The 20,272-nt window shown below is 70.7% G+C and carries 19 protein-coding genes; 7 read left to right on the forward strand and 12 right to left on the reverse strand.

What is annotated here, in order from left to right; genetic code table 11:
• Nucleotides 1-31: 31 nt before the first annotated feature.
• The 3 genes from BP05_RS13620 to BP05_RS13630 form a co-directional block, all read right to left on the reverse strand.
• A complete protein-coding gene (locus BP05_RS13620; protein WP_496364350.1) occupies nucleotides 32-940 on the reverse strand; it encodes a polysaccharide pyruvyl transferase family protein in 909 nt (302 codons plus the stop codon).
• A gap of 67 nt (nucleotides 941-1,007) precedes the next feature.
• Nucleotides 1,008-3,281, reverse strand: a complete 2,274-nt coding sequence (locus BP05_RS13625) for an NADP-dependent malic enzyme (protein ID WP_496364352.1) — start codon at nucleotides 3,279-3,281, stop codon at nucleotides 1,008-1,010.
• 140 nt (nucleotides 3,282-3,421) lie between these two features.
• Nucleotides 3,422-4,684, reverse strand: coding sequence for a flavohemoglobin expression-modulating QEGLA motif protein (locus tag BP05_RS13630; RefSeq protein WP_496364354.1), 1,263 nt, complete (start codon nucleotides 4,682-4,684; stop codon nucleotides 3,422-3,424).
• A gap of 142 nt (nucleotides 4,685-4,826) precedes the next feature.
• On the opposite strand from BP05_RS13630, the gene BP05_RS13635 reads away from it, so the two are divergent.
• The gene (locus BP05_RS13635; RefSeq protein ID WP_496364356.1) at nucleotides 4,827-5,444 is read left to right on the forward strand and encodes a YajG family lipoprotein; all 618 of its coding nucleotides are present in this window, start codon (nucleotides 4,827-4,829) and stop codon (nucleotides 5,442-5,444) included.
• A gap of 22 nt (nucleotides 5,445-5,466) precedes the next feature.
• Here BP05_RS13635 and rsgA read toward each other — a convergent pair whose 3' ends face one another.
• Entirely contained in the window at nucleotides 5,467-6,591 is a 1,125-nt protein-coding gene (gene rsgA / locus BP05_RS13640) for a ribosome small subunit-dependent GTPase A (RefSeq protein ID WP_496364358.1), read from the reverse strand.
• A 178-nt stretch (nucleotides 6,592-6,769) separates the two neighbouring features.
• On the opposite strand from rsgA, the gene BP05_RS13645 reads away from it, so the two are divergent.
• The 3 genes from BP05_RS13645 to BP05_RS13655 are packed head-to-tail and all read left to right on the forward strand — an operon-like array spanning nucleotide 6,770 to nucleotide 9,355.
• A complete protein-coding gene (locus tag BP05_RS13645) occupies nucleotides 6,770-8,020 on the forward strand; it encodes an aminotransferase class I/II-fold pyridoxal phosphate-dependent enzyme (RefSeq protein ID WP_496364360.1) in 1,251 nt (416 codons plus the stop codon).
• 10 nt (nucleotides 8,021-8,030) lie between these two features.
• Entirely contained in the window at nucleotides 8,031-8,657 is a 627-nt protein-coding gene (locus tag BP05_RS13650; protein WP_496364362.1) for an SGNH/GDSL hydrolase family protein, read from the forward strand.
• 26 nt (nucleotides 8,658-8,683) lie between these two features.
• Nucleotides 8,684-9,355 (forward strand): methyltransferase domain-containing protein, encoded by a 672-nt coding sequence (locus BP05_RS13655; protein WP_496364462.1) that lies wholly within the window; start codon nucleotides 8,684-8,686, stop codon nucleotides 9,353-9,355.
• On the opposite strand, the gene BP05_RS13660 is transcribed toward BP05_RS13655, so the two are convergent.
• The gene (locus tag BP05_RS13660) at nucleotides 9,321-10,139 is read right to left on the reverse strand and encodes a polysaccharide deacetylase family protein (RefSeq protein ID WP_496364364.1); all 819 of its coding nucleotides are present in this window, start codon (nucleotides 10,137-10,139) and stop codon (nucleotides 9,321-9,323) included. The two genes, BP05_RS13655 and BP05_RS13660, sit on opposite strands and share 35 nt — an antisense overlap.
• 153 nt (nucleotides 10,140-10,292) lie before the next feature.
• Here BP05_RS13660 and grxD point away from each other — a divergent pair, with 153 nt between their 5' ends.
• A complete protein-coding gene (gene grxD / locus BP05_RS13665) occupies nucleotides 10,293-11,222 on the forward strand; it encodes a Grx4 family monothiol glutaredoxin (protein ID WP_496364366.1) in 930 nt (309 codons plus the stop codon).
• Nucleotides 11,223-11,276: 54 nt separating this feature from the next.
• Here grxD and BP05_RS13670 read toward each other — a convergent pair whose 3' ends face one another.
• The 6 genes from BP05_RS13670 to BP05_RS13695 form a co-directional block, all read right to left on the reverse strand.
• A complete protein-coding gene (locus BP05_RS13670; protein ID WP_496364368.1) occupies nucleotides 11,277-12,665 on the reverse strand; it encodes a cryptochrome/photolyase family protein in 1,389 nt (462 codons plus the stop codon).
• 79 nt (nucleotides 12,666-12,744) lie between these two features.
• A complete protein-coding gene (locus BP05_RS13675) occupies nucleotides 12,745-12,915 on the reverse strand; it encodes a hypothetical protein (protein ID WP_496364370.1) in 171 nt (56 codons plus the stop codon).
• 5 nt (nucleotides 12,916-12,920) lie between these two features.
• Complete coding sequence (locus BP05_RS13680; RefSeq protein ID WP_496364372.1) at nucleotides 12,921-13,460, reverse strand: DUF924 family protein; 540 nt, start codon at nucleotides 13,458-13,460, stop codon at nucleotides 12,921-12,923.
• 10 nt (nucleotides 13,461-13,470) lie between these two features.
• On the reverse strand, nucleotides 13,471-14,046 hold the full coding sequence (locus tag BP05_RS13685; protein ID WP_496364373.1) for a lysozyme inhibitor LprI family protein: 576 nt from the start codon (nucleotides 14,044-14,046) through the stop codon (nucleotides 13,471-13,473).
• A gap of 129 nt (nucleotides 14,047-14,175) precedes the next feature.
• Nucleotides 14,176-14,583, reverse strand: a complete 408-nt coding sequence (locus BP05_RS13690) for a GFA family protein (protein WP_496364375.1) — start codon at nucleotides 14,581-14,583, stop codon at nucleotides 14,176-14,178.
• Nucleotides 14,584-14,622: 39 nt separating this feature from the next.
• Nucleotides 14,623-15,399 carry an AMP nucleosidase gene (locus BP05_RS13695; RefSeq protein WP_496364377.1) on the reverse strand — a complete coding sequence of 259 codons (777 nt, stop codon included), beginning with the start codon at nucleotides 15,397-15,399 and terminating at the stop codon, nucleotides 14,623-14,625.
• Nucleotides 15,400-15,720: 321 nt separating this feature from the next.
• Here BP05_RS13695 and BP05_RS13700 point away from each other — a divergent pair, with 321 nt between their 5' ends.
• Entirely contained in the window at nucleotides 15,721-17,178 is a 1,458-nt protein-coding gene (locus BP05_RS13700) for an amidohydrolase (protein WP_496364379.1), read from the forward strand.
• Nucleotides 17,175-18,479: an amidohydrolase family protein gene (locus BP05_RS13705; protein ID WP_496364381.1), complete on the forward strand. Its 1,305-nt coding sequence runs from the start codon at nucleotides 17,175-17,177 to the stop codon at nucleotides 18,477-18,479. Before BP05_RS13700 ends, BP05_RS13705 begins: the two co-directional genes overlap by 4 nt.
• Nucleotides 18,480-18,549: 70 nt before the next feature.
• Here BP05_RS13705 and BP05_RS13710 read toward each other — a convergent pair whose 3' ends face one another.
• Nucleotides 18,550-20,253 (reverse strand): GGDEF domain-containing protein, encoded by a 1,704-nt coding sequence (locus tag BP05_RS13710; protein WP_496364383.1) that lies wholly within the window; start codon nucleotides 20,251-20,253, stop codon nucleotides 18,550-18,552.
• Nucleotides 20,254-20,272: the final 19 nt, after the last annotated feature.

The raw sequence follows: 20,272 nt of genomic DNA on the forward strand, positions 1-20,272 counted from the left end.
GTGCGCTCCAGGGTTTCGCCGCGCCCGCGTTTCAGCCGGCCGGCGCGAAGGTCAGCCCGTGGTCCGCGGCGAAGCGCGCGCAGGCCTCGCGCATGCGCGCCTGCTGCGCCGCGCGTGCGGCCGGCGCGCTCAGTACGAACGAACCGGTCTCGCCGGCAATGTTGATCAGGTCCTGGCGCACGCGCTCGATGTCGGAGGCGTTCGCGGCACGGACCGGGCGCAGGTGGTTGCGCTCGTCCGGCCCGCCGACCCAGCGGGTGAGGAAGTTGCCGATCGCCTTGCCGATGGAGAGCTCGCGCTTGAGCTCGACGTGGACCTCGGCCGTGCCCAGCTTCATGCCGAGGGTGTCGAGCCAGTCCTGCCACTTGAAGTCGTTGAAGCGGCGCGCCAGCACCAGCGCGCGCCACGGCACGCCCAGGGTGTCGGCGAAGATCGCGCCGTGCAGGGACTCGGTCAGCACGCGTTCGCAACTGGCGATCGCGTCGGCGACGGCCTGCGGCGACTGGCGCGGATCGATCGGGTACAGCCCGGCCTCGCGCGCGAGCCGGTCCCAGTCGAAGCTGTCGTAGCTCTTGTGGTGCGGCACCAGGCCGATGCGGCCTTGGATCGGCGCGCGCGCGCGCTGCAGCGGCGGCCACAGCACCGCGGCATCGCCCAGGCCGAGCGCGGGATCGAGCTGGCACTTCCTGGCGGTGCCCGGACCGCGCACCCAGTACACCTTCCACTCGTCGCCGAGCTGCGGCGTGCCGCGGTAACCGCAGCCCGAGCCGAGCACGACCTTGGGACCGTCCGGCTGGGTCCCGCCGAGGATGGTGCCGATGCCGTACAGCCAGGTGTCCGGGTGCTTGTCGCCGAGGTCGGGGAACAGCGCCGGCCACAGCTCGACGTTGAGGTCGTCGCCGAAATTTCCCTGCGGCAGCTTGCAGTACTTCAGGCGCATGCCCTGCTCTCTCCCTTGCTGCGGACAGGGACATCGCGCCGCTGGACGCGATGCCCGGTGCGTGCCGTTACTTGCGCGCGGCGCGGATCTGCGCGTCGACCGCGGCGATCGCGGTCATGTTGACCACGCGGCGCGGCGTCGAGGCCGGGGTCAGGATGTGCGCCGGCTTGTCCAGGCCCATCAGGATCGGGCCGATCGCCACGCCGTCGGTCATCACCCGCACCATGTTGTAGGTGATGTTGGCGGCATCGAGGTTGGGCATCACGAACAGGTTGGCGCGGCCCTTGAGCGTGGTGTTGGGGAACATGCGCAGGCGCAGCTCCTCGTCCCACGCGGTGTCGGCCATCATCTCGCCGTCGACCTCGAGCTTGGGCACGCGCTCGCGGATCAGCTGGTAGGCCTTGCGCATCTTCGCCGCCGACGGGTTGTCGTGGCTGCCGTAGTTGGAGTGCGACAGCAGCGCCACCTTGGGCTCGATGCCGAACAGCTTCAGGCGGTAGGTCGCCTGCAGGGTGGCCTCGGCGATCTGCTCGGCGCTCGGCTCGACCTGCACGTGGGTGTCGAGGAAGAACCACACGCCCCGGTCGTTGATCACGCCGGTCATCGCCGCGGTGCCGGTCACGCCCTTCTCGAAGTCGAACACGCTGCGCATGTAGCCCAGCTTCTTGTGGAAGCGGCCGACCAGGCCGCAGATCATCGCGTCGGCTTCGCCGCGTTCGACCATCAGCGCGGCGATCAGGGTCGGGCGCGAGCGCAGCAGGTTCTTGGCCGCGGCCGGGGTGACGCCGCGGCGCTCGGTGGTGGCGTGGTACTGCTGCCAGTAGTCGTCGAAGCGCGGGTCGGAATTGATGTTGGTCAGCTCGAAGTCGACGCCGGCCTGCATGCGCAGGCCCAGGCGCGCGATGCGCGATTCGATCACTTCCGGGCGGCCGATCAGGATCGGGAACGCAAGCTCCTCGTCGATCACCGTCTGCACCGCGCGCAGCACGGTCTCTTCCTCGCCTTCGGCGTAGACCACGCGCTTCCTGTCGCTGCGCGCGCGGTCGTAGACCGGCTTCATGATCAGGCCGGTGCGGTAGATGAAGGTCGCGAGCTTTTCCTCGTACGCCTTCATGTCGAGGATCGGGCGCGTGGCCATGCCCGAGTCCATCGCCGCGCGCGCCACCGCCGGCGCGAGCAGGGTCAGCAGGCGCGGGTCGAACGGGCGCGGGATCAGGTAATCGGGGCCGAACTTGGGGATCTCGCCGCCGTACGCGCCGGCCAGGTCGGACGATTCCATGCGCGCGATCTGCGCGATCGCGCGCACGCAGGCGAGCTTCATCGCCTCGTTGATCTCGGTCGCGCCCACGTCGAGCGCGCCGCGGAAGATGTACGGGAAGCACAGCGCGTTGTTGACCTGGTTCGGGTAGTCCGAACGGCCGGTGGCGATGATGCAGTCCGGACGCACCTTCTTCGCGTCTTCCGGCAGGATTTCCGGGTACGGATTGGCCAGGGCGAGGATGATCGGCTTGTCGGCCATCGTCGCGACCATCTCCGGCTTGAGCACGCCGCCGGCGGACAGGCCGAGGAAGATGTCGGCGCCGTGCATGATGTCGGCGAGGGTGCGCTTGTCGGTGTCGCGCGCGTAGCGCTGCTTGTCCGGGTCCATGTGGCCGCGGCCGGTGTAGAGCACGCCGTCGCGGTCGACCGCGAGGATGTTCTCCGGCTTCATGCCGAGCGCGACCAGCATGTCCAGGCAGGCGATGCCGGCGGCACCCGCGCCCGACGTGGCCAGCTTCACCTGGTCGATCTTCTTGCCGACGATCTCCAGCGCGTTGAGCACGGCGCTGCCGACGATGATCGCGGTGCCGTGCTGGTCGTCGTGGAACACCGGGATGTTCATGCGCTCGCGCAGCTTGCGCTCGACGATGAAGCACTCCGGCGCCTTGATGTCCTCGAGGTTGATGCCGCCGAAGGTCGGCTCGAGCGAGGCGATGATCTCGACCAGCTTGTCCGGGTCCTTCTCGTCGACCTCGATGTCGAACACGTCGATGCCGGCGAACTTCTGGAACAGCACGCCCTTGCCTTCCATCACCGGCTTGCCGGCGAGCGGACCGATGTCGCCCAGGCCGAGCACCGCGGTGCCGTTGGAGATCACCGCCACCAGGTTGCCGCGCGCGGTGTAGTCGCTGGCGAGCTTGGGATCGCGGGCGATCTCCTCGCAGGCGTAGGCGACGCCGGGCGAATAGGCGAGCGCAAGATCGCGCTGGGTCACCATCGGCTTGGTCGCGGTGACCTTGATCTTCCCGCGCGGTTCCATGCGGTGGTAGTCGAGGGCGGCTTGCTTCAGGTCGTCGGACATCGCTCGGCTGGCATTCGGCAGGGTTTGGGATTGTAACGCGCGGGTTCGCGGCGGTTTTGTGGCCGAAATCGGCGAAATTCGCCGCCGAACGCGCCCAGGCACCATGCGCCCCCGCACTGCGGGGCCGGCCAGGCCGGGGCTCAGACGTCGAGGAAGTCCTCGCGCTGCGACACCGCGTCCAGGCGGATGCGGTTGGCGAACAGCGAGAACGCGAGCATCCCGGCCAGGCCGTTGGCGCGCACGATCCACTTCGGCAGCCAGCGCGGCGGCACCAGCACGCCGCGGTCGAACAGCGGTTCGAAGCGCTGCACGTCGCCCAGGGTCATCTTCCCCGCGAACAGCCGCCGGCACAGCAGCAGCTTGTTGTGGCGCAGCGCCCAGCGGAAGAAGGTGTGCACGCTGATCAGGCCGCGCAGGTACACGGTGTCCTTGGTGAAGGCGGCGCCGCCGGTCGGCGGGACGCCCCGGAACACGCGCTGCGCCGAGGTGAAGCTGTCGGCGTCGCTCTGCCCGGCTGCGCGGAAGTAATGGAACACCTGCAGGAAGTCGGCGCCGTCCAGCGCCATCGCCACCGCCTCGATGCGCAGGCTGATGCGCTTCATCCGCTCGATGTCGATCGAGCCGGTGATCTGCTCGGCGAACACGGCCAGGCCTTCCTGGGTCGCGGTGGTGCGCGGCGACGACAGCGCCAGGCTCTGCAGGTGCGGCTGCTCGCGGCCGTTGAGCGCGGTCAGCGAATGCACGAAGGCCTCGTGCTCGATCAGCTGGTGGCGGTCGTAGTCGCTGAAGGCGGCGCCGTGGCGCAGGCGGATGCGGGTGGCGCCGGCGGCGGCCTTGGCGATCAGGTCGGGATCGAGCACCACTTCGATGACGCGCCTGTCGAAGAAGTCGTCGAGTGCGGCCTGCAACTGCAGCTGCAGCGCGGTGGCGGAGATCGACACGCATTCGGACGGCGCGAGCAGTTCGCGGTCGAGCTCGTCGGCGATGTCGATGAAATGCCGCGCCGCCTCGCGCGTGGTCGGGCCGTTGCCGGGCAGCGGCTCGTCGGGGCGGCCGAACAGCCGGATCGAGTGGGTGGTGACCGCGGGCGTGCCGATCGCCTCCAGCAGTTCGGCCGCGATCGACCAGCTGCGCGCGGAGTCGCACAGGTAATGGCCGATGGGATGGGCGGTGTCGGCTTCGCGGATGATCGCGTCGAGTTCGCGCCGCTCTTCGCTGAAGTCGTACGTGGGGTAGCTTACCGCCGGCATGGCGTAGCGGCCCTGCGCGGCCTCGTCGAGGAACTGCTTCTGCAGGCTCGCCGGCCAGCTCACCTGCGACAGCAGGCGGATGCCCTTCACGGCCTTGACCATGCGCGCGTCGAGCGCGGAGTGGTGGGCCAGGTCGGGGGTGAGTTCGGTCATGGCGCGACGCGGTTCGGTTGCGGCTGCGTTGGCGGAAACCATACAGTCTTGCGGCTTGGCGCGCTCGCGGCGGGCAAATCAATTCCTTGGGGGAACAATGAAGAATCGCGTGCTTTGGCCACGGTTGTGCCTGCTGCCGCTCATGCTTGCACTCGCGGCGTGCGCAACCAACCGCAGCTATGTCAGCCTGGACGTACCTTCGACGGGGGTCGCGGCCGACGGCGGCAAGGTGGCCGTCATCGAATCGGTTTCCGACGAACGCCTGTTCGAGGACGACCCGGACGAACCCAGTACCCCCTCCTTGAAGAAGGGCGACAAGTACTCACTGGACGTCGAGGGCCGCAAGTCCGCCATCGCACGCAAGCGCAACGGTTATGGCATCGCGATCGGCGACATCATGCTGCAGCCGCCGCAGACGATCGAAACGATCACCCACGACCTGGTCGCCGACGGCCTGCGCGCCCAGGGCTTTCGGGTGGTGGGGCCCGGCGAGGCCGCGCCCGCCGACGCCATGCGGGTCAAGGTCCGCGTGAAGGAGTTCTGGGCGTGGCTGACGCCGGGCTTCTGGGCGATCGACATGGAAGCGAGGATGAAGACGCTGCTGGAGTTCGGCCGGGGCGACCGCACGATCGAGGTGGCGGCGTACGGCAAGAAGACCGCGCCGACCGGCCGCGAGGACAACTGGAAGCAGGCCTACGACCGCGCCTTCCGCGATTACCTGGACAAGCAGAAGACCGCCTTCGAACAAAGCGGCATGTGAGCCTGCCGGGAGTGCGGGCGGCTCAGTGCCGCCCGTACTTCTCGTCGAGGCGCTTGTTGAGCGCCTTGCCCTGCACCTTGTCGTCGGCCTTCTGCGCACGGCGATTGGCGGCCTTGCTCGCGGCGGAGGCCACTTCGTCGCTGAGCTTGAGGAAGTTGGCGAAGCGCTGCGGGTCGAGCTTGCCGGCTTCGATCGCGGCGCGCACCGCGCAGCCGGGTTCGCGCTGGTGCTTGCAGTCGCGGAAGCGGCACTGCTCGGCCAGCGCCTCGACGTCGCTGAAGTTCTCGGCGACGTCTTCCTCGCCGGTCGGCTTGAGCTCGCGCATGCCAGGCGTGTCGATCAGGCACGCGCCCGAGGGCAGCGGGATCAGCGCGCGGTAGGTGGTGGTGTGGCGGCCGCGCGAATCGCTCTCGCGCACCTCGGCCGTCTTCATCCTGTCGATGCCGAGCAGCGTGTTGGTGAGCGTGGACTTGCCCGCGCCGGACGAGCCCACCAGCACCGCGGTGCGGCCCGGCTGCAGCCACGGCGCGAGCGCGGCCACGCTGCCCGGGTCCTTGGCGTTGACCGCGCGCACCACGACGTCCTGCGCGGCGAGCTCGATCACGCCCACTGCGGCCGCGCTGGCGCCCGCGGCGAGGTCGGACTTGGTCAGCACCACCACCGGTTCGGCGCCGCCGCTGCGCACCAGCAGCAGGTAGCGCTCGATCCGGCGCACGTTGAAGTCGGCGTCCAGGCCGCACACCACGAACACGGTGTCGACGTTGGCGGCGATCAGTTGCTGCTTGTAGTGCTCGCCGGCGGCGGCGCGCTTGATCGCGGTGCGCCGCGGCAGCAGCTCGACGATCTTCATGTGCTTGGCCGAGTGCCCTTCGATCAGGACCCAGTCGCCGACCGCCGGGCGCTCCTCGGGCGCGCTGGCGCCCTTGCGGTAGGTGGCGGGGCGCTGCCATTCGGGCAGGGACTCGACCGCGAAGTTGTGCTCGGGACCGTCGGCGACGATGTAGCCGCTGCGGTGCTGCTCGACCACGCGGGCGGGACGGGCGTGGGGCCGCAGGACCAGGGCTTCGCGCCAGGCGGTCTCAGCCGGCAGCCCGTCATCGGCCAGGGGCCAGCCGATGGCCTGCAGGGCGATGAGGTCGGGGTTCAAGCCGGGGCGCGGAAGTCGGGCATGCCCCGGATTCTAGCCGCGCCGGCGACGGCACCGGCGACCGCGATCGTGCGCGGCGCCCAGGGAAGCGTTTCCCGTCGCGGAAATCGCCGCTGGTTCGCTGAACCGGGCGGTGTTTTCGGCTAGTCTGGCCCGCCCACTGCGATGCGCTGCACCGATGTCCCTGCCCTCCGTGAAGACCCGCGAACGCCTGTCCGAAGTCCGTTACGAAATCCGCGGAGAGCTGGCCCGTCGCGCCCGTGAGCTCGAGGCCCAGGGGCGCAAGCAGATCAAGCTCAACATCGGCAATCCGGGCGCCTTCGGCTTCCGCGCGCCCGAGCACCTGCAGCGCGCGATCGCCGAGCGCATCGAGCAGACCGACCCCTACACCCACCAGCAGGGCCTGCCGGCGGCGCGCGAGGCCATCGCCGCCTTCCATCGCCAGCGCGGCACCCCCAACGCCTCGCCCGAGCGCGTGTTCATCGGCAACGGCGTCAGCGAACTGATCGACCTGTCGCTGCGCGCGCTGCTCAACCCCGGCGACGAAGTGCTGCTGCCCTCGCCCGACTACCCGTTGTGGTCCGCGGCCACCATCCTCAACGACGGCCGCCCGGTCTACTACCAGTGCAAGCCGGAAAACGGCTTCCTGCCGAGCCCGGAGGAAATCGAGGCGCTGGTGTCCCCGCGCACCCGCGCGATCGTGCTGATCAATCCGAACAATCCGACCGGCGCCGCCTATCCGCGCGAACTGCTGGAGAAGATCGTCGCCATCGCCCAGCGCCACAGGCTGCTGCTGATGGCCGACGAGATCTACGACTCGATCCTCTACAACGACGCCAGCTTCGTCCCGGTCGCGCCGATCGCCGGCGACCTGCCGTGCCTGTCGTTCGGCGGCCTGTCCAAGGTCCACCGCGCCTGCGGCTGGCGCGTGGGCTGGGCCGTGCTCAGCGGCGACCCGCTGGCCAGCGGCGACCTGCACCATGCGATGGACCTGCTCGGCGCGCTGCGCCTGTGCGCCAACGTCCCGGGCCAGTTCGCGATCGAAGCGGCCTTGAACGGCACCGACACCATCACCCCGCTGTGCGAACCGGGCGGCCGCCTGTTCGAGGCGCGGCGTGCGGTGATCGAGAGCGTCGCGGCTAGCAGGCACCTGGAACTCGTGGCGCCGGCCGGCGCCCTGTACGCCTTCCCGGCGGTGACCGGCGATGCCGCGATCGGCTTCGACGACCACAGGTTCGCGCTGGAGCTGCTGGAAACCGAAGACGTGCTGGTGGTGCCGGGCTCCAGCTTCAACGTGCCTTACCGCAACCACTTCCGCGTGACCCTGCTGCCGCAGCCGGACGACCTGCGCGAGGTGTTCCGCCGCATCGAACGCGTGCTGGACCGCCATGCCGAGCAGTCACGGGCGCGTCGCACCGCAGTCGCCTAAGATCGCGGCCATGGACGCGGCCAACGACACGCTCAGCTACCTCGCCCTCGGCGACAGTTACACCATCGGCGAAGCGGTCGCCGCGGAGGGACGCTGGCCGGTGCAGCTGGCCCGCGCGCTGCGCGAGGAAGGCATCGCGCTCGCCGATCCGCGCATCGTCGCCGCGACCGGCTGGACCACCGACGAACTGGAATGGGGCATGGATTCCGTGCCCGAGCTGGGCACGTTCGACCTGGTGTCGCTGCTGATCGGCGTCAACAACCAGTACCGCAACCGCAGCGCGGTCGGCTACGGCGGCGAGTTCCACACCCTGCTGCAGCGCGCGATCCGCCATGCGGGTGGCCACGCCAACCGCGTGCTGGTGCTGTCGATCCCGGACTGGGGCGTGACTCCGTTCGCGGCCGGCGACAAGCGCGACGCGGCCACGATCGCCAGCGAGATCGACGCCTTCAATGCCGCCGCCCGTGCGGTGTGCGCGAAGGAAGGCGTCGCCTTCGTCGACATCACCCCGTGTTCGCGCGAACACGGCGCGCAGGCCGACATGCTCGCCGCGGATGGCCTGCACCCCTCGGCGGCGATGTACACGCTGTGGACGCAGGCGGCGCTGCCGGTCGCGCGCAAGCTGCTGGCGCAATGAACGACGCCACGGGCGCGACGCGGCCACTGCCGCGCGAGCAGGTGCGCGCGATCGCCCAGGCCTTCCTGCCCGACCGCGCGCTGGGCGGCTACTGGGACTACTGGTACACGCGGACCAAGCTCGGCAGCGATCCGCTGTATCCGGGGGTATGCGACGCCCTGCGCGGGACCAGTGCACCGCTGCTCGATCTCGGCTGCGGCCTGGGCCTGCTGGCGCACGCGCTGCGCGCGCAGGGCATCGCCCTGGACTACCGCGGCGTCGACAACGACGCCGGCAAGGTCGCACGCGCCGGGCGCGCCGCCGCGCGCGCGGGGCTGGCCGCCACCGCCTTCGCCACCATCGACCTCGCCCACGCATACCCCTCGCACCGCGGCAGCGTGGCCCTGCTCGACGTGCTGCAGTTCATCGCGCCCGCGGCGCAGGCGCGCGCCCTGGATGCGGCCATCGCGATGCTGGAACCGGGGGCGAAGCTGGTGATCCGCACCGGCCTGGCCGACGGCAGCGGCCGCGCCCGCGTCACCCGCGCCGTGGACGTGATGTCGCGCGCACTGGGTTGGATGAACGCCGGGCCGTCGCGCTATCCGCAGGCGGAGGCCTTGCGCGCGCGCCTCGACGCCGCGGGCCTGCAATCCGAGTTCACGCCGCTGTACGGCGACACCCCGTTCAACAACTGGCGGGTTGTGGCGTCGAAGCGTTGAGCGCCGGCGTCGCGGGCGCCTCCGGCAACACCGTGCGATAACCCAGCGCGTCCAGGCGTTGCAGCAGCAGCGCGATGGCCTCGACGTTGCGGCCGTGCTTCGCGCCTTCATGCAGCAGCACGATCGCGCCCGGCGCGAGGTCGCGTTCGATGCGCGCCACCACCGCCTGCGGCTCGGCGGCGACCGCGTCGAAACCGCGCGCGCTCCAGGCCACGCGCGCCAAGCCGTGTTCGCGCAGGGGCGCGGCGACGAAGGGATTGGCCATGCCGACCACGGCCCGGAACCAGCGCGGCGCCGCGCCGGTGATCGCGGTGAGCGTAGCCTGGTTGCGGGCGATCTGCTCGCGCATCCGGCGCGGCCCCAGCGCCCAGAACCACGCCTGCGGATGGCTCTGGCTGTGGTTGCCGATGCCATGGCCGCGACCCACGATCTCGCGCACCAGCTCCGGATGCCGCTGCGCGCGCTCGCCGACGACGAAGAACGTCGCCTGTGCCTGGTGGCGATCAAGCAGGTCGAGGATGGCGGGCGTGTCGGCGGAGGGACCGTCGTCGATGGTCAGCCAGACCTGCCGCGCGGTCGTCGGCAGGCGGCGCAGCACCGGGCTGAACACGCGCGAATCCGGCTTCAGCGTTCCCCACCAGATCGGCACGTGCGACAGCAGCATCGCCGCCAGGCCCCATTCCCAGCCGGCGCGCCACCACGCGGCCGCGACCGCCAGCTGCGAGAGCAGCAAGTAGGCGATCCAGGCATGGGGGTGGCGCGGGGGGCGATGCAGTGGCGACATGGCCGCGATGATGCGGCCCGCGACTACCCCACGCAACGCGGCATGGCCGTTGCGGCGCGGCGGCCGCCCATGCGCGGGCACCCGGACCTGCACTCGCTGGAGCGCGAGGCGGGGGGCGTAAAATACCGCTCCCACGTTCCGGATAAAGCCACCATGTCCCTCGATCCCGCGCTGCGTTCGCGCATCGAATCCCTGCTGCAGTCGAACCGCGTCGTGCTCTTCATGAAGGGCGAGCCGGGTGCGCCGCAATGCGGCTTCTCCGCCAAGGCGGTCGCCGCGCTGTCGTCGCTCGACGTCGATTACGCGCACGTCGACGTGCTGGGCGATCCGGAGATCCGCGAAGGCATCAAGGCCTACGGCGACTGGCCGACGATCCCGCAGCTCTACGTCGGCGGCGACCTGGTCGGCGGCAGCGACATCATCGAGCAGATGGTCAACTCGGGTGAGCTGCATGCGCTGCTCGGCCTGCCCGCGCCCGACCGCACGCCGCCGGCGATCACGATCACCCCGGCCGCGGCGGCGATGCTGCGCGACGCGCTCGCCAACGCCGGCGACGGCTACGCGCTGCAGGTCGAGGTCGACGCGCGCTTCAACGCCAAGCTGCAACTGGCGCCGGTCGATGCCAACGCGATCGCGGTCGAGCAGGACGGCCTGCGCGCGCAGTTCGACATGGCCAGCGCGCGCCGTGCGCAGGGCATGCGCATCGACTGGGTCGACGACGAACGCGGCCGCGGCCTGGTCGTCGACAACCCCAACGCACCGCCGCGGGTGAAGGCGCTGTCGGTGGTCGAGGCCAATGCGCGCGCCGCGGCGGGTTCGCTCACCCTGGTCGACGTGCGTCCGGCCGAGGAACGGGCGCTGGCGGCGGTGAACGTGCCGTTCTCGGTGTTCGACGGCGAGGGCCTGTCGCACCTGGAGAAGCTGCCCAAGGACACCGCGCTCGCGTTCCTGTGCCACCACGGCGGGCGCAGCGCGCAGGCGGCGGAGCATTTCCGCGGGCTCGGTTTCCGCGACGTGGCCAACGTCGAGGGCGGGATCGAGGCGTGGGCGCTGGAAGCCGATTCGCACGTGCCGCGCTACTGAGCACACGCAGTTCGAATGGAAAAGGGGCGGGTCGATGACCCGCCCTTTTTCCTGTCAGCGCTTGTGGCGCGCGAGCGCGTCCAGCGCGGCCTGCCGGCTCTGCGCCAGGTCGACGATCGGCTTGGGGTAACCGCGCGGGAGCGTGCCGGTCCACGGCGCGTGCCGCTGCGCCGGCGCCAGCGTCGCCAGTTCCGGCACCCAGCGCGCGATGTAGTCGCCGCGTGGATCGAACTTCTGCGCCTGCAGCACCGGATTGAACACGCGGTAGTACGGCGCGGCATCCGCGCCGGTGCCGGCGACCCATTGCCAACCCAGCGAATTGTTGGCGAGGTCCGCGTCCACCAGCGTGTCCCAGAACCAGCGCGCGCCCTTGCGCCAGTGCACGCGCAGGTTCTTGCACAGGAAGCTCGCCACGACCATGCGCACGCGGTTGTGCATCCAGCCGGTGTGCCACAGCTCGCGCATGCCGGCGTCGACGATCGGAATGCCGGTGCGGCCCTGCCGCCAGGCCTGCAGCCGCTCCGTCGGCTGCGCCCAGGGAAAGCCGTCGAAGCGCGGGTTGAAGTTGGCGTCCGGCGTGTGCGGGAAGTGGTGCAGCACGTGGTGGGCGAATTCGCGCCAGCCGAGCTCGCGCACGTAGGCGGCGCGATCTTCGGCGGCGTCGACGCCCTCGAGCAGGCGCACGATGCGCCACGGCGCGATCTCGCCGAAATGCAGGTGCGTCGACAGGCGCGAGGTGCCACGCCGGTCCGGGCGGTCGCGCTGGTCGCCGTACCCCGCCAGCGCGTCCACGACGAACGCCGTCGCCGCCGCGTGCGCGCCGGCTTCGCCCGGTGTCCATTCGCGCCAGAAGCCCGCATCCCACGGCGGAGCCGGGGCAAGGCCGAGGGCGTCGATGTCGGTCGCGCCGTCCAGGCGCGGTGGCGGCGGCAGGCGCCCGGGCGCGTCCGCGCCGTCCGGCAGGCGCCACTGCGCCAGCGCGGTGCGCCAGAACGGCGTGAACACGCGATAGGGATCGCCGCCCTTGCCCTGCACCTGCCATGGCTCGAACAGCAGCGCGGCGTTGTGGCTCTCCGCGCGCAGGCCCTGCTGCCGCAGCGCGCGCTTGATCGCCGCATCGCGGGCCTCGATCGCCGGCTCGTAGCGCCGGTTCCAGAACACCGCTTCCGCGCCGCCCTGCGCGGCCAGCCGCTGCAGGGTCGCGAGCGAGCCACCGTGGAAGACCTGCAGGCGCGAGCCGCGCGCGTGCAGGTCCTGCGCCAGCGCCAGCAGTGAACGCCGCCGCCACGCCTCCGAGGCCGCGCCCGGCGCCCAGTCGCCTTCCTCGTCCGGCGCGTGCACGTACACCGGCACCGGCGTCAGTCCGGCGCGCAAGGCCGCCTGCAACGCGGGGTTGTCGGCCAGGCGCAGGTCGTTGCGGAACCAGATCAGGGCGTGGGGCATCGGGCAGGTCCTGCTGCGGGAGTGCGGACTCTACGCCGGCTTGCGCCACCGGCCGGCGCCAGCCGGGCGCGCGCCGCGATCAGTCGCGCGGCAGGCGCGCCGCCCACAGGTTGTCGACGAGGTTGGGATAGCGCCGCCCGGCGGCTTCCGCGCGCTGCTTCGCCGCGGCCTTCTGGGCGTCGCTCAGCGGCCGCGGCGGCTTGCCCTTGCGGGGATTGGGCTGCTGCCAGGGCGGCTTGCGCGTCGTCATCGCCATCAACCCGCGAATCCGCCCTCCGCCAGGAACGCGCGCTCCTCGGCGGTGCTCGCGCGGCCGAGCGCGGCGTTGCGGTGCGGGAAACGGCCGAAGCGCCGGATGATGTCGTGGTGCAGCTGCGCCCAGCGCGCGGCGTCGCCGGGCAGGCCGGCGAACAGGTCCAGCGCGCGCTCTTGGTCGGCGATGGCCTCGGAGTGCTCGAACGGCAGGTAGAAGAACGCGCGCAACCCGACGTCCACCTGCGCGTCGTGGCCGCGCGCCAGCGCGCGCTCCGCGTAGTGGCGCGCCAATCCGTCGGTGGCATAGGCATGCGCGCTGCGGCGGAACACGTTGCGCGGGATCTGGTCGAGCAGCAGCAACAGCGCGAGCGCGCCTTCGGCGTCGGCCAGCCAGGACTCGAACGCACCCTGCGCCGCCAGCAGGTGCGCGTCCAGGAAGCGCGCGCGGCATTCGGCATCGAACGCCTCACCGCCGCCGAACCAGCGCGCGGGACCGGCGTCGCGCCAGAAGCCGACGATCTCGCCAGGCGTGACGCCCATGCCGCCTCCTTCACTCGATCGCATCGGCTTCGTCGTCGCCGAGCTGGGTTTCCAGTTCCGCGATCCAGGCCGCGGTGATGCTCTCCAGCGTGACCGCGTGGATCAGCGGCTGGATCGCGCCGCCAGAGTACGTCTGCGCGATGAAGCGGGCGTAACGTTCACGGAACGCCAGCCACGCCAGGTGCACCTGCTCGAACGCGCCGAGGTTCTCGCCGTCGAGCTGGCGGCGCACGTGCACGACGGCATCGTCCAGGCGTGCATCCACGCGCTGGAAATCGGTGACGGCCTGCGCGGTCATGTCGTCGTGCACCAGCAGCGCATCGCTGCGCCGGGCCACTTCACCGGCCTGGCTGACATAGCGCCCGGCGATCTTCACCGCCGCCTCGGCCTTGCCGATCAGGCGATGCTCGAACTGGCGCAGTTCGTCCAGGCTGGTGCTGGCCTGTTCCAGCCCCTGTTTCAGGGTCAGCAGCTTCTGGTTGCGCTCGATGACTTCAGTCGTGCGGCGCCGCTCGACGCGGCGCTGGATGAAGTACAGGCCCCAGGTGATCGCGGCGCCGATCAGCAGGTAGACGATCTTTTCCATTACCCCTCCCTCGTAGGGACACAGTGTGCCCGCAGGGGGTCGCAGGGGCTGCGACCGCGCAGCCCGGGAGCCCTGTTTTCAAGCGGTATTCGGCGCTTTCAGGCCGTCCGGCGCCCACCCGCAGGCGCGCTACAGGTGCCGGGTCTCGGCCGGTGCTTCCATCCAGTTGTTGGCGCGCCCGTCGCAGTAGCGCACCGGCGCGGCCAGCAGCTCCTCCGGCGTGGCGTCGTCCAGGCACGCGACCTGGACCGAGACGTAGTGGCCGCCGACCTCGGGGATGTAGCCGCGGCTGAAGGAGCGCACGCCGCAGGTCCTGCAGAACAGCCAGTGCGCGCTGTTGGTGCCGAACTGGTAGTCGCTCAGTGCCGCTTCGTCGGTCAGCAGCCGGAACGCGTCCGGCGTGGTCATCGCGCCCCAGTTGCGGGTCTTGGTGCAGATCGAGCAGTTGCACTTGCCGGTGCCCTGGGCGAGGTCGAGATCGGCCTCGAAGCGGACGGCGCCGCAGTGGCAACTGCCGGTGTAGGTCTTGCGGGACATGCGTGCTCCTTGCGTGGGGGGATCGCGGGAAAGGCCGGGCTACTCGTCGAAGCGCAGATGCCGCACCGATTTGCCGTGGCGGCGGATCAGGCGCAGCGCCTCGATGCCGACCTGGATGTGGTTGTCGACGAAGTCGCCGGTGACCCTGGCGTCGGAAGCCTCGGTCTTCACGCCTTCGGGAATCATCGGCTGGTCGGAGACCAGCAGCAGCGCGCCGCACGGGATGCGGTTGGCGAAACCGGCGGCGAAGATCGTCGCGGTCTCCATGTCGATCGCCATGCAGCGCAGCTTGCGCAGGTATTCCTTGAAGTTCTCGTCGTGCTCCCAGACGCGGCGGTTGGTGGTGTAGACGGTGCCGGTCCAGTAGTCGTGGCCGAGGTCGCGGATCATGGTCGACACCGCGCGCTGCAGGGCGAAGGCCGGCAGCGCCGGCACTTCCGGCATCAGGTAGTCGTTGGACGTGCCCTCGCCGCGGATCGCGGCGATCGGCAGCACCAGGTCGCCGAGCTGGTTCTTCTTCTTCAGGCCGCCGCACTTGCCCAGGAACAGCACCGCCTTGGGCATGATCGCGGTGAGCAGGTCCATCATCGTCGCGGCGTTGGGGCTGCCCATGCCGAAGTTGATCATGGTGATGCCGTCGGCGGTCGCGCTCGGCATCGGCCGGTCCAGGCCCACCACCTGCGCGCCGGTGAGGCGCGCGAACGTGTGCAGGTAGCCGCCGAAATTGGTCAGCAGGATGTGTTCGCCGAACTGGTCCAGCGGCACGCCGGTGTAGCGCGGCAGCCAGTTGTCGACGATCTGTTCTTTGTCCTTCACCCGATTCTCCTCGTCGTCATCCCGGGCAATGGCGCGGGATGGTTGTTGCATTCTGGATTGCGGCAGCAGCCGGCGGCTGGCCCGGTGTTGCCCGCTGGCGCGGCGCCATTGGCACCGCAATTGTCCGCTCGTCGCGGGCTGATCGCGGGCCGGCCTGATGTGTGCCGAATCTGGCGGTCTGTCGCGGGGCGATTCTGTCACGCCGGCCATGACCAACGTCAGGGTTGGCGCGCGCGGCGCGGTAACGCTACGGTGCCGGCTGCCACATTTTTCGACCGCCGGCTCCAGGACGAGCGGCTTTCACTCCTCAGGGGAATTCCAATGTCCTTACGACCCATCTGGGCCGGCGGCGTGCTGACGCTGCTGGTCGGCGTGGCGCAGGCGGCGCAGCCCGCGACCGCGCCCCGGCAGACCCGCTTCACCCAGGATCCGTATCCGAGCACCTACCAGCCGATCGCCTCGGCCCCGGTGCTGATCCAGCACGCCACGGTGCTCGACGGCACCGGCAGGCGCCTGGACGACGCCGACGTGCTGATGCGCGATGGCCGCATCGTCGCGGTCGGCACCGCGCTCGACGCACCGGTGGACGCGATCCGCGTCGACGGCACCGGCAAGTGGGTGACGCCCGGGATCATCGACGTGCACTCGCACCTGGGCGTGTACCCGAGCCCGGGCGTGAGCGCGCACAGCGACGGCAACGAGGCGACCTCGCCGGTGACGCCGAACGTGTGGGCCGAGCATTCGATCTGGCCGCAGGATCCGGGCTTCGCCACCGCGCTCGCCGGCGGCATCACCTCGCTGCAGGTGCTGCCCGGATCCGCGAACCTGATCGGCGGCCGCGGCGTGACCCTGAAGAACGTGCCGGCCACGACCTACCAGGCGATGAAGTTCCCGGGCGCGCCGTGGGGCCTGAAGATGGCCTGCGGCGAGAACCCCAAGCGCGTGTACGGCCAGAAGGGCGGTCCGTCCACGCGCATGGCCAACGTCGCCGGCTACCGCGCCGCGTTCATCGACGCCAGCGAATACCTGCGCAAGAACGCGCCGAAGCAGTCGACGCCGAAGAAGCGCCACTGGTGGGAGCGCCGGTCGGCGTCCGCGAACGGCAACGGCGCCGACAGCGAGAAGGACACCGGCGGCAAGCGCGACCTCAAGCTCGACACCCTCGCCGGCGCGATCAACGGCGACATCCAGGTGCACATCCACTGCTACCGCGCCGACGAGATGGCGACGATGCTCGACCTGGCCAAGGAGTTCGGTTTCAGGATCGCCGCGTTCCACCACGGCGTGGAGGCGTACAAGCTCGCCGACCGCCTGGCGCAGGAAGGCGTGTGCGGCGCGCTGTGGGCCGACTGGTGGGGCTTCAAGATGGAAGCCTTCGACGGCATCCAGGAGAACCTCGCGCTGGTCGATCGTCCCGCCAACAGTTGCGCGATCGTGCATTCCGATTCGGAGGAAGGCATCCAGCGCCTCAACCAGGAAGCGGCCAAGGTGATGGCGCACGCGCAGCTGGCCGGCATCGCGATCGCGCCCGAGCGCGCGATCCGCTGGCTCACCCAGAACCCGGCCAAGGCGCTGGGCATCCTCGACCAGACCGGCACGCTGGAGAACGGCAAGATGGCCGACGTCGTGCTGTGGAGCGGCAATCCCTTCAGCGTCTACGCCAAGGCCGAACAGGTCTACGTCGACGGCACGCGCATCTACGACCGCTTCGATGCGACGCGGCAGCCGCAGTCGGACTTCATGCTCGGCCAGGGCATCACCACCGGAGGTGTGCGATGAAGGGTTCCGCCTTGAAGACGCTCGCCGCCGTCCTGCTGCTGTCGATGGGCGCCGCGCACGCGCAGGACGTGCTCATCCGCAACGCGACCGTGCATACCGCCACGGCGCAGGGCACGCTGCAGAACGCCGACGTGCTGGTGAGCAACGGCGTGATCCGCGCGGTCGGCAAGGACCTGCTGGCCACCCCGGATGCGCAGGTGATCGACGCGCAGGGCCGGCCGCTGACGCCGGCGCTGTTCGGCGGCATCACCGAGATCGGGCTGGAGGAAGTCTCCGGCGAGAAGAGCACGGTCGACGCAGCGGTCGGCCTCGGCGCCGGCAGCAAGCAGATGACGGTGCGGCCGGAGTTCGACGTCACCCTCGCCTACAACCCCGACTCGGTGCTGCTGCCGGTCGAACGCATCGAAGGCATCGGCTGGACCCTGCTGGGCGCGAACACCACCGAGGGCGGCTCGATCATCGGCGGCCAGGGCGGCGTGGTGCGCCTGGACGGCAGCCCGGATCCGATCGGCCCGCGCGTGCTGTTCGTCAATCTCGGCAGCGAGGCGTCGGGCCTCACCGGCAACTCGCGCGCCGCGCAGTGGATGCTGCTCGACCAGCTGATCGACGAGGTGCGCGGGCGCATCGCGCCGGATTCGAACATGGCCCTGCTCACTCCGGCCGGCCGCGCCGCGCTGGCGAAGTACCTCAACGGCGGCGGCCGCGTCATGGTCAGCGTGCATCGCGCCGCCGACATCCGCCAGCTGCTGCGCTGGTCGGCGCGGCACAAGGTGCGCGTGGCGATCGCGGGCGGTGCGGAAGCGTGGAAGCTCGCGCCGCAGCTGGCCGCCGCCAAGGTGCCGGTGTTCGTCAATCCGCTCGCCAACCTGCCGGCGAACTTCGACGAGATCAACGCCACGATGGAGAACGCCGCGCGCCTGCGTGCCGCCGGCGTGGCGGTGAGCTTCGCCCAGGAGGGCGATGCGTCGCACAACGCGCGCAAGATCCGCCAGCTCGCCGGCAACGCGGTCGCCAACGGCCTGCCGTGGGACGACGGCCTGGCCGGCCTGACCCGCGTGCCGGCGGAGACGTTCGGCCTCGGCGACCGGCTCGGCAGCATCGCGGTCGGCAAGCGCGCCGACCTGGTGCTGTGGAGTGGCGATCCGCTGGAGGTGAACACGGTGGCGATGCAGGTGTGGCTGGACGGACGCGCGATCGCGATGCGCAGCCGCCAGACCGAGCTGCGCGATCGCTACCTGCGCGCCGCGACGCCGGCGGCCGGTGGCGGCCTGCCGCGGGCGTACCCGGCAGCCGGCCACTAGGCGCGCTCGCCGCGGTCATGCAAACCAAAAGGCCCGCCGCATGGCGGGCCTTTTCACGTCGCCGGGCCGCTCACGGCACGACCACGCTGCGGCGTTCGGCGTCGTCGCGGCTGTCCAGCACCACCACGCGGTTGCGGCCCTCGTGCTTGGCCCGGTACATCGCCTCGTCGGCGCGCTGCAGCAGCGACGCGGTGCCGTCCAGCGCCTGGCATTCGACCACGCCGATGCTCAGGGTCAGGCCGACGGGCGCGCCCTGCACGTTCGCGCAACGCGCCTCGACCTGCTGGCGGATACGCTCGGCCAGGTCGCGCGCGTGCCGGCGCGCGTGGTCGGGCAGCAGCAGCAGGAATTCCTCGCCGCCGATGCGGCCGAGCTGCTGCTCGGGTTGCATCTGCGCGCGGATGGTTTCGGTCACCGCGCACAGGCAGGCGTCGCCTATGGCGTGGCCATGGGTGTCATTGATGCGCTTGAAGTGGTCGAGGTCGAGGAACAGCACCGACAGCGGCAGGCGCCGATGCCGGCTTTCGACGATCGCGCGGTCGAGCCGGCGCATCGTGCCGGCGCGATTGAGCACGCCGGTCAGGGCATCGTGCTCGGCATCCTGCTGCGCGGCATCGCGCTCGCGCTGGAAGGTGCGCATGCGGTGCGCCAGGCCCAGCACCAGCACGACCGCGGCGAACGCCTGCATCAGCGGCAGGCCGTATTCCAGCCACGGATTGAGCGGCCGCCCGGCGCCCAGCTGGACCGCGCGCGCGGTGGTGACGCACACCAGCGGTACCCACGCGATCAGCACGAAGCCCGCATGCCGCCCGCCGCGCGACCACACCACCACCAGCGTGACGATCGCCAGAAGGTTGGCGAGCAACAGCAGGCCGTTGCCGATCGGCGGGAACCACAGGTTGCGCGAGGCGCCCGGCAACAGCCCGGCCCCCAGCAGCGCGACCAGCAGCAACGCGGGCAGGGCCGCGCCGGCGAGCCACAACGCGCGACTCAGGCGCGGGGCGCGCGGCCGCAGCTCGGCGAAGTCGAGCAGGAAGTACACCGTCACGATGGTGGAGCTGGTCGCCACGAACCAGATGCCCTCGGGACCGAACCGGGCGAGCCAGCCGAACACGCCGAGCGCGTAGGCGTCGCCGTACGCCAGCAGCACGTAGAGCAGCTGCAGCGCCATCGTCGCGGCGAACAGCAGGTACACGCGCTCGCGCAGCTGCATCCAGAACAGCAGCGTCACCAGTGACACGCCGATGAGGATGCCCAGGCTCAGCCACAGCACGCGCACGTGGCCGTAGTCCTCGATCGCGAATTCGCGCGGGGTGCGCACCGCCAGTTGCAGCGGATAGCGCGCGTCCTCCACGCCGATGTACACCGGCCGCGTGGTGTCGGGCCACGCGAAGACGAAGGCGCGCCGCGAATGGCCGCGGCCCAGCGCGGGGTCGAAGATGGATTCGCGCTGCGGCCGGTAGTCGGGCGGCGCCAGCACGGTCAGGCGCGCGCTGTAGGGGTGGTAGACCAGCAGCAGCCGCGGCTCGGTGCTGGGCAGCGCGTGCACGCGCCACCAGCCGTCGCCATGCCGCGCACCGGCCAGCTGGTGCGGTTGCGCCGTGGGCGTCCAGGCGCTTTCGGGCTGGCTGCGCACCTGCGCGGTGGCGATCGTGGCATCGCCCTGCAGGCGTTCGATGCGGGCCACGCCGTTGCTGCCGTGCGAGGCCTGCGCAGCAGCGGGCAACAGGACCAGCCACGCCCATAGCGACATTGCCAGCCACGCTGCCTTCATTCGCACCTCCGACTTGGCC

Source organism: Lysobacter oryzae DSM 21044 (assembly GCF_059568595.1).

Excerpts from the sequence above, each read along its gene's own strand:
- BP05_RS13620 (WP_496364350.1), bottom strand. The coding sequence starts at position 940 with ATGCGCCTGAAGTACTGCAAGCTGCCGCAGGGAAATTTCGGCGACGAC.
- BP05_RS13625 (WP_496364352.1), bottom strand. The coding sequence starts at position 3,281 with ATGTCCGACGACCTGAAGCAAGCCGCCCTCGACTACCACCGCATGGAA.
- BP05_RS13630 (WP_496364354.1), bottom strand. The coding sequence starts at position 4,684 with ATGACCGAACTCACCCCCGACCTGGCCCACCACTCCGCGCTCGACGCG.
- BP05_RS13635 (WP_496364356.1), top strand. The coding sequence starts at position 4,827 with ATGCTTGCACTCGCGGCGTGCGCAACCAACCGCAGCTATGTCAGCCTG.
- BP05_RS13645 (WP_496364360.1), top strand. The coding sequence starts at position 6,770 with ATGTCCCTGCCCTCCGTGAAGACCCGCGAACGCCTGTCCGAAGTCCGT.
- BP05_RS13650 (WP_496364362.1), top strand. The coding sequence starts at position 8,031 with ATGGACGCGGCCAACGACACGCTCAGCTACCTCGCCCTCGGCGACAGT.
- BP05_RS13660 (WP_496364364.1), bottom strand. The coding sequence starts at position 10,139 with ATGTCGCCACTGCATCGCCCCCCGCGCCACCCCCATGCCTGGATCGCC.
- grxD (WP_496364366.1), top strand. The coding sequence starts at position 10,293 with ATGTCCCTCGATCCCGCGCTGCGTTCGCGCATCGAATCCCTGCTGCAG.
- BP05_RS13670 (WP_496364368.1), bottom strand. The coding sequence starts at position 12,665 with ATGCCCCACGCCCTGATCTGGTTCCGCAACGACCTGCGCCTGGCCGAC.
- BP05_RS13675 (WP_496364370.1), bottom strand. The coding sequence starts at position 12,915 with ATGACGACGCGCAAGCCGCCCTGGCAGCAGCCCAATCCCCGCAAGGGC.
- BP05_RS13680 (WP_496364372.1), bottom strand. The coding sequence starts at position 13,460 with ATGGGCGTCACGCCTGGCGAGATCGTCGGCTTCTGGCGCGACGCCGGT.
- BP05_RS13685 (WP_496364373.1), bottom strand. The coding sequence starts at position 14,046 with ATGGAAAAGATCGTCTACCTGCTGATCGGCGCCGCGATCACCTGGGGC.
- BP05_RS13690 (WP_496364375.1), bottom strand. The coding sequence starts at position 14,583 with ATGTCCCGCAAGACCTACACCGGCAGTTGCCACTGCGGCGCCGTCCGC.
- BP05_RS13700 (WP_496364379.1), top strand. The coding sequence starts at position 15,721 with ATGTCCTTACGACCCATCTGGGCCGGCGGCGTGCTGACGCTGCTGGTC.
- BP05_RS13705 (WP_496364381.1), top strand. The coding sequence starts at position 17,175 with ATGAAGGGTTCCGCCTTGAAGACGCTCGCCGCCGTCCTGCTGCTGTCG.
- BP05_RS13710 (WP_496364383.1), bottom strand. The coding sequence starts at position 20,253 with ATGAAGGCAGCGTGGCTGGCAATGTCGCTATGGGCGTGGCTGGTCCTG.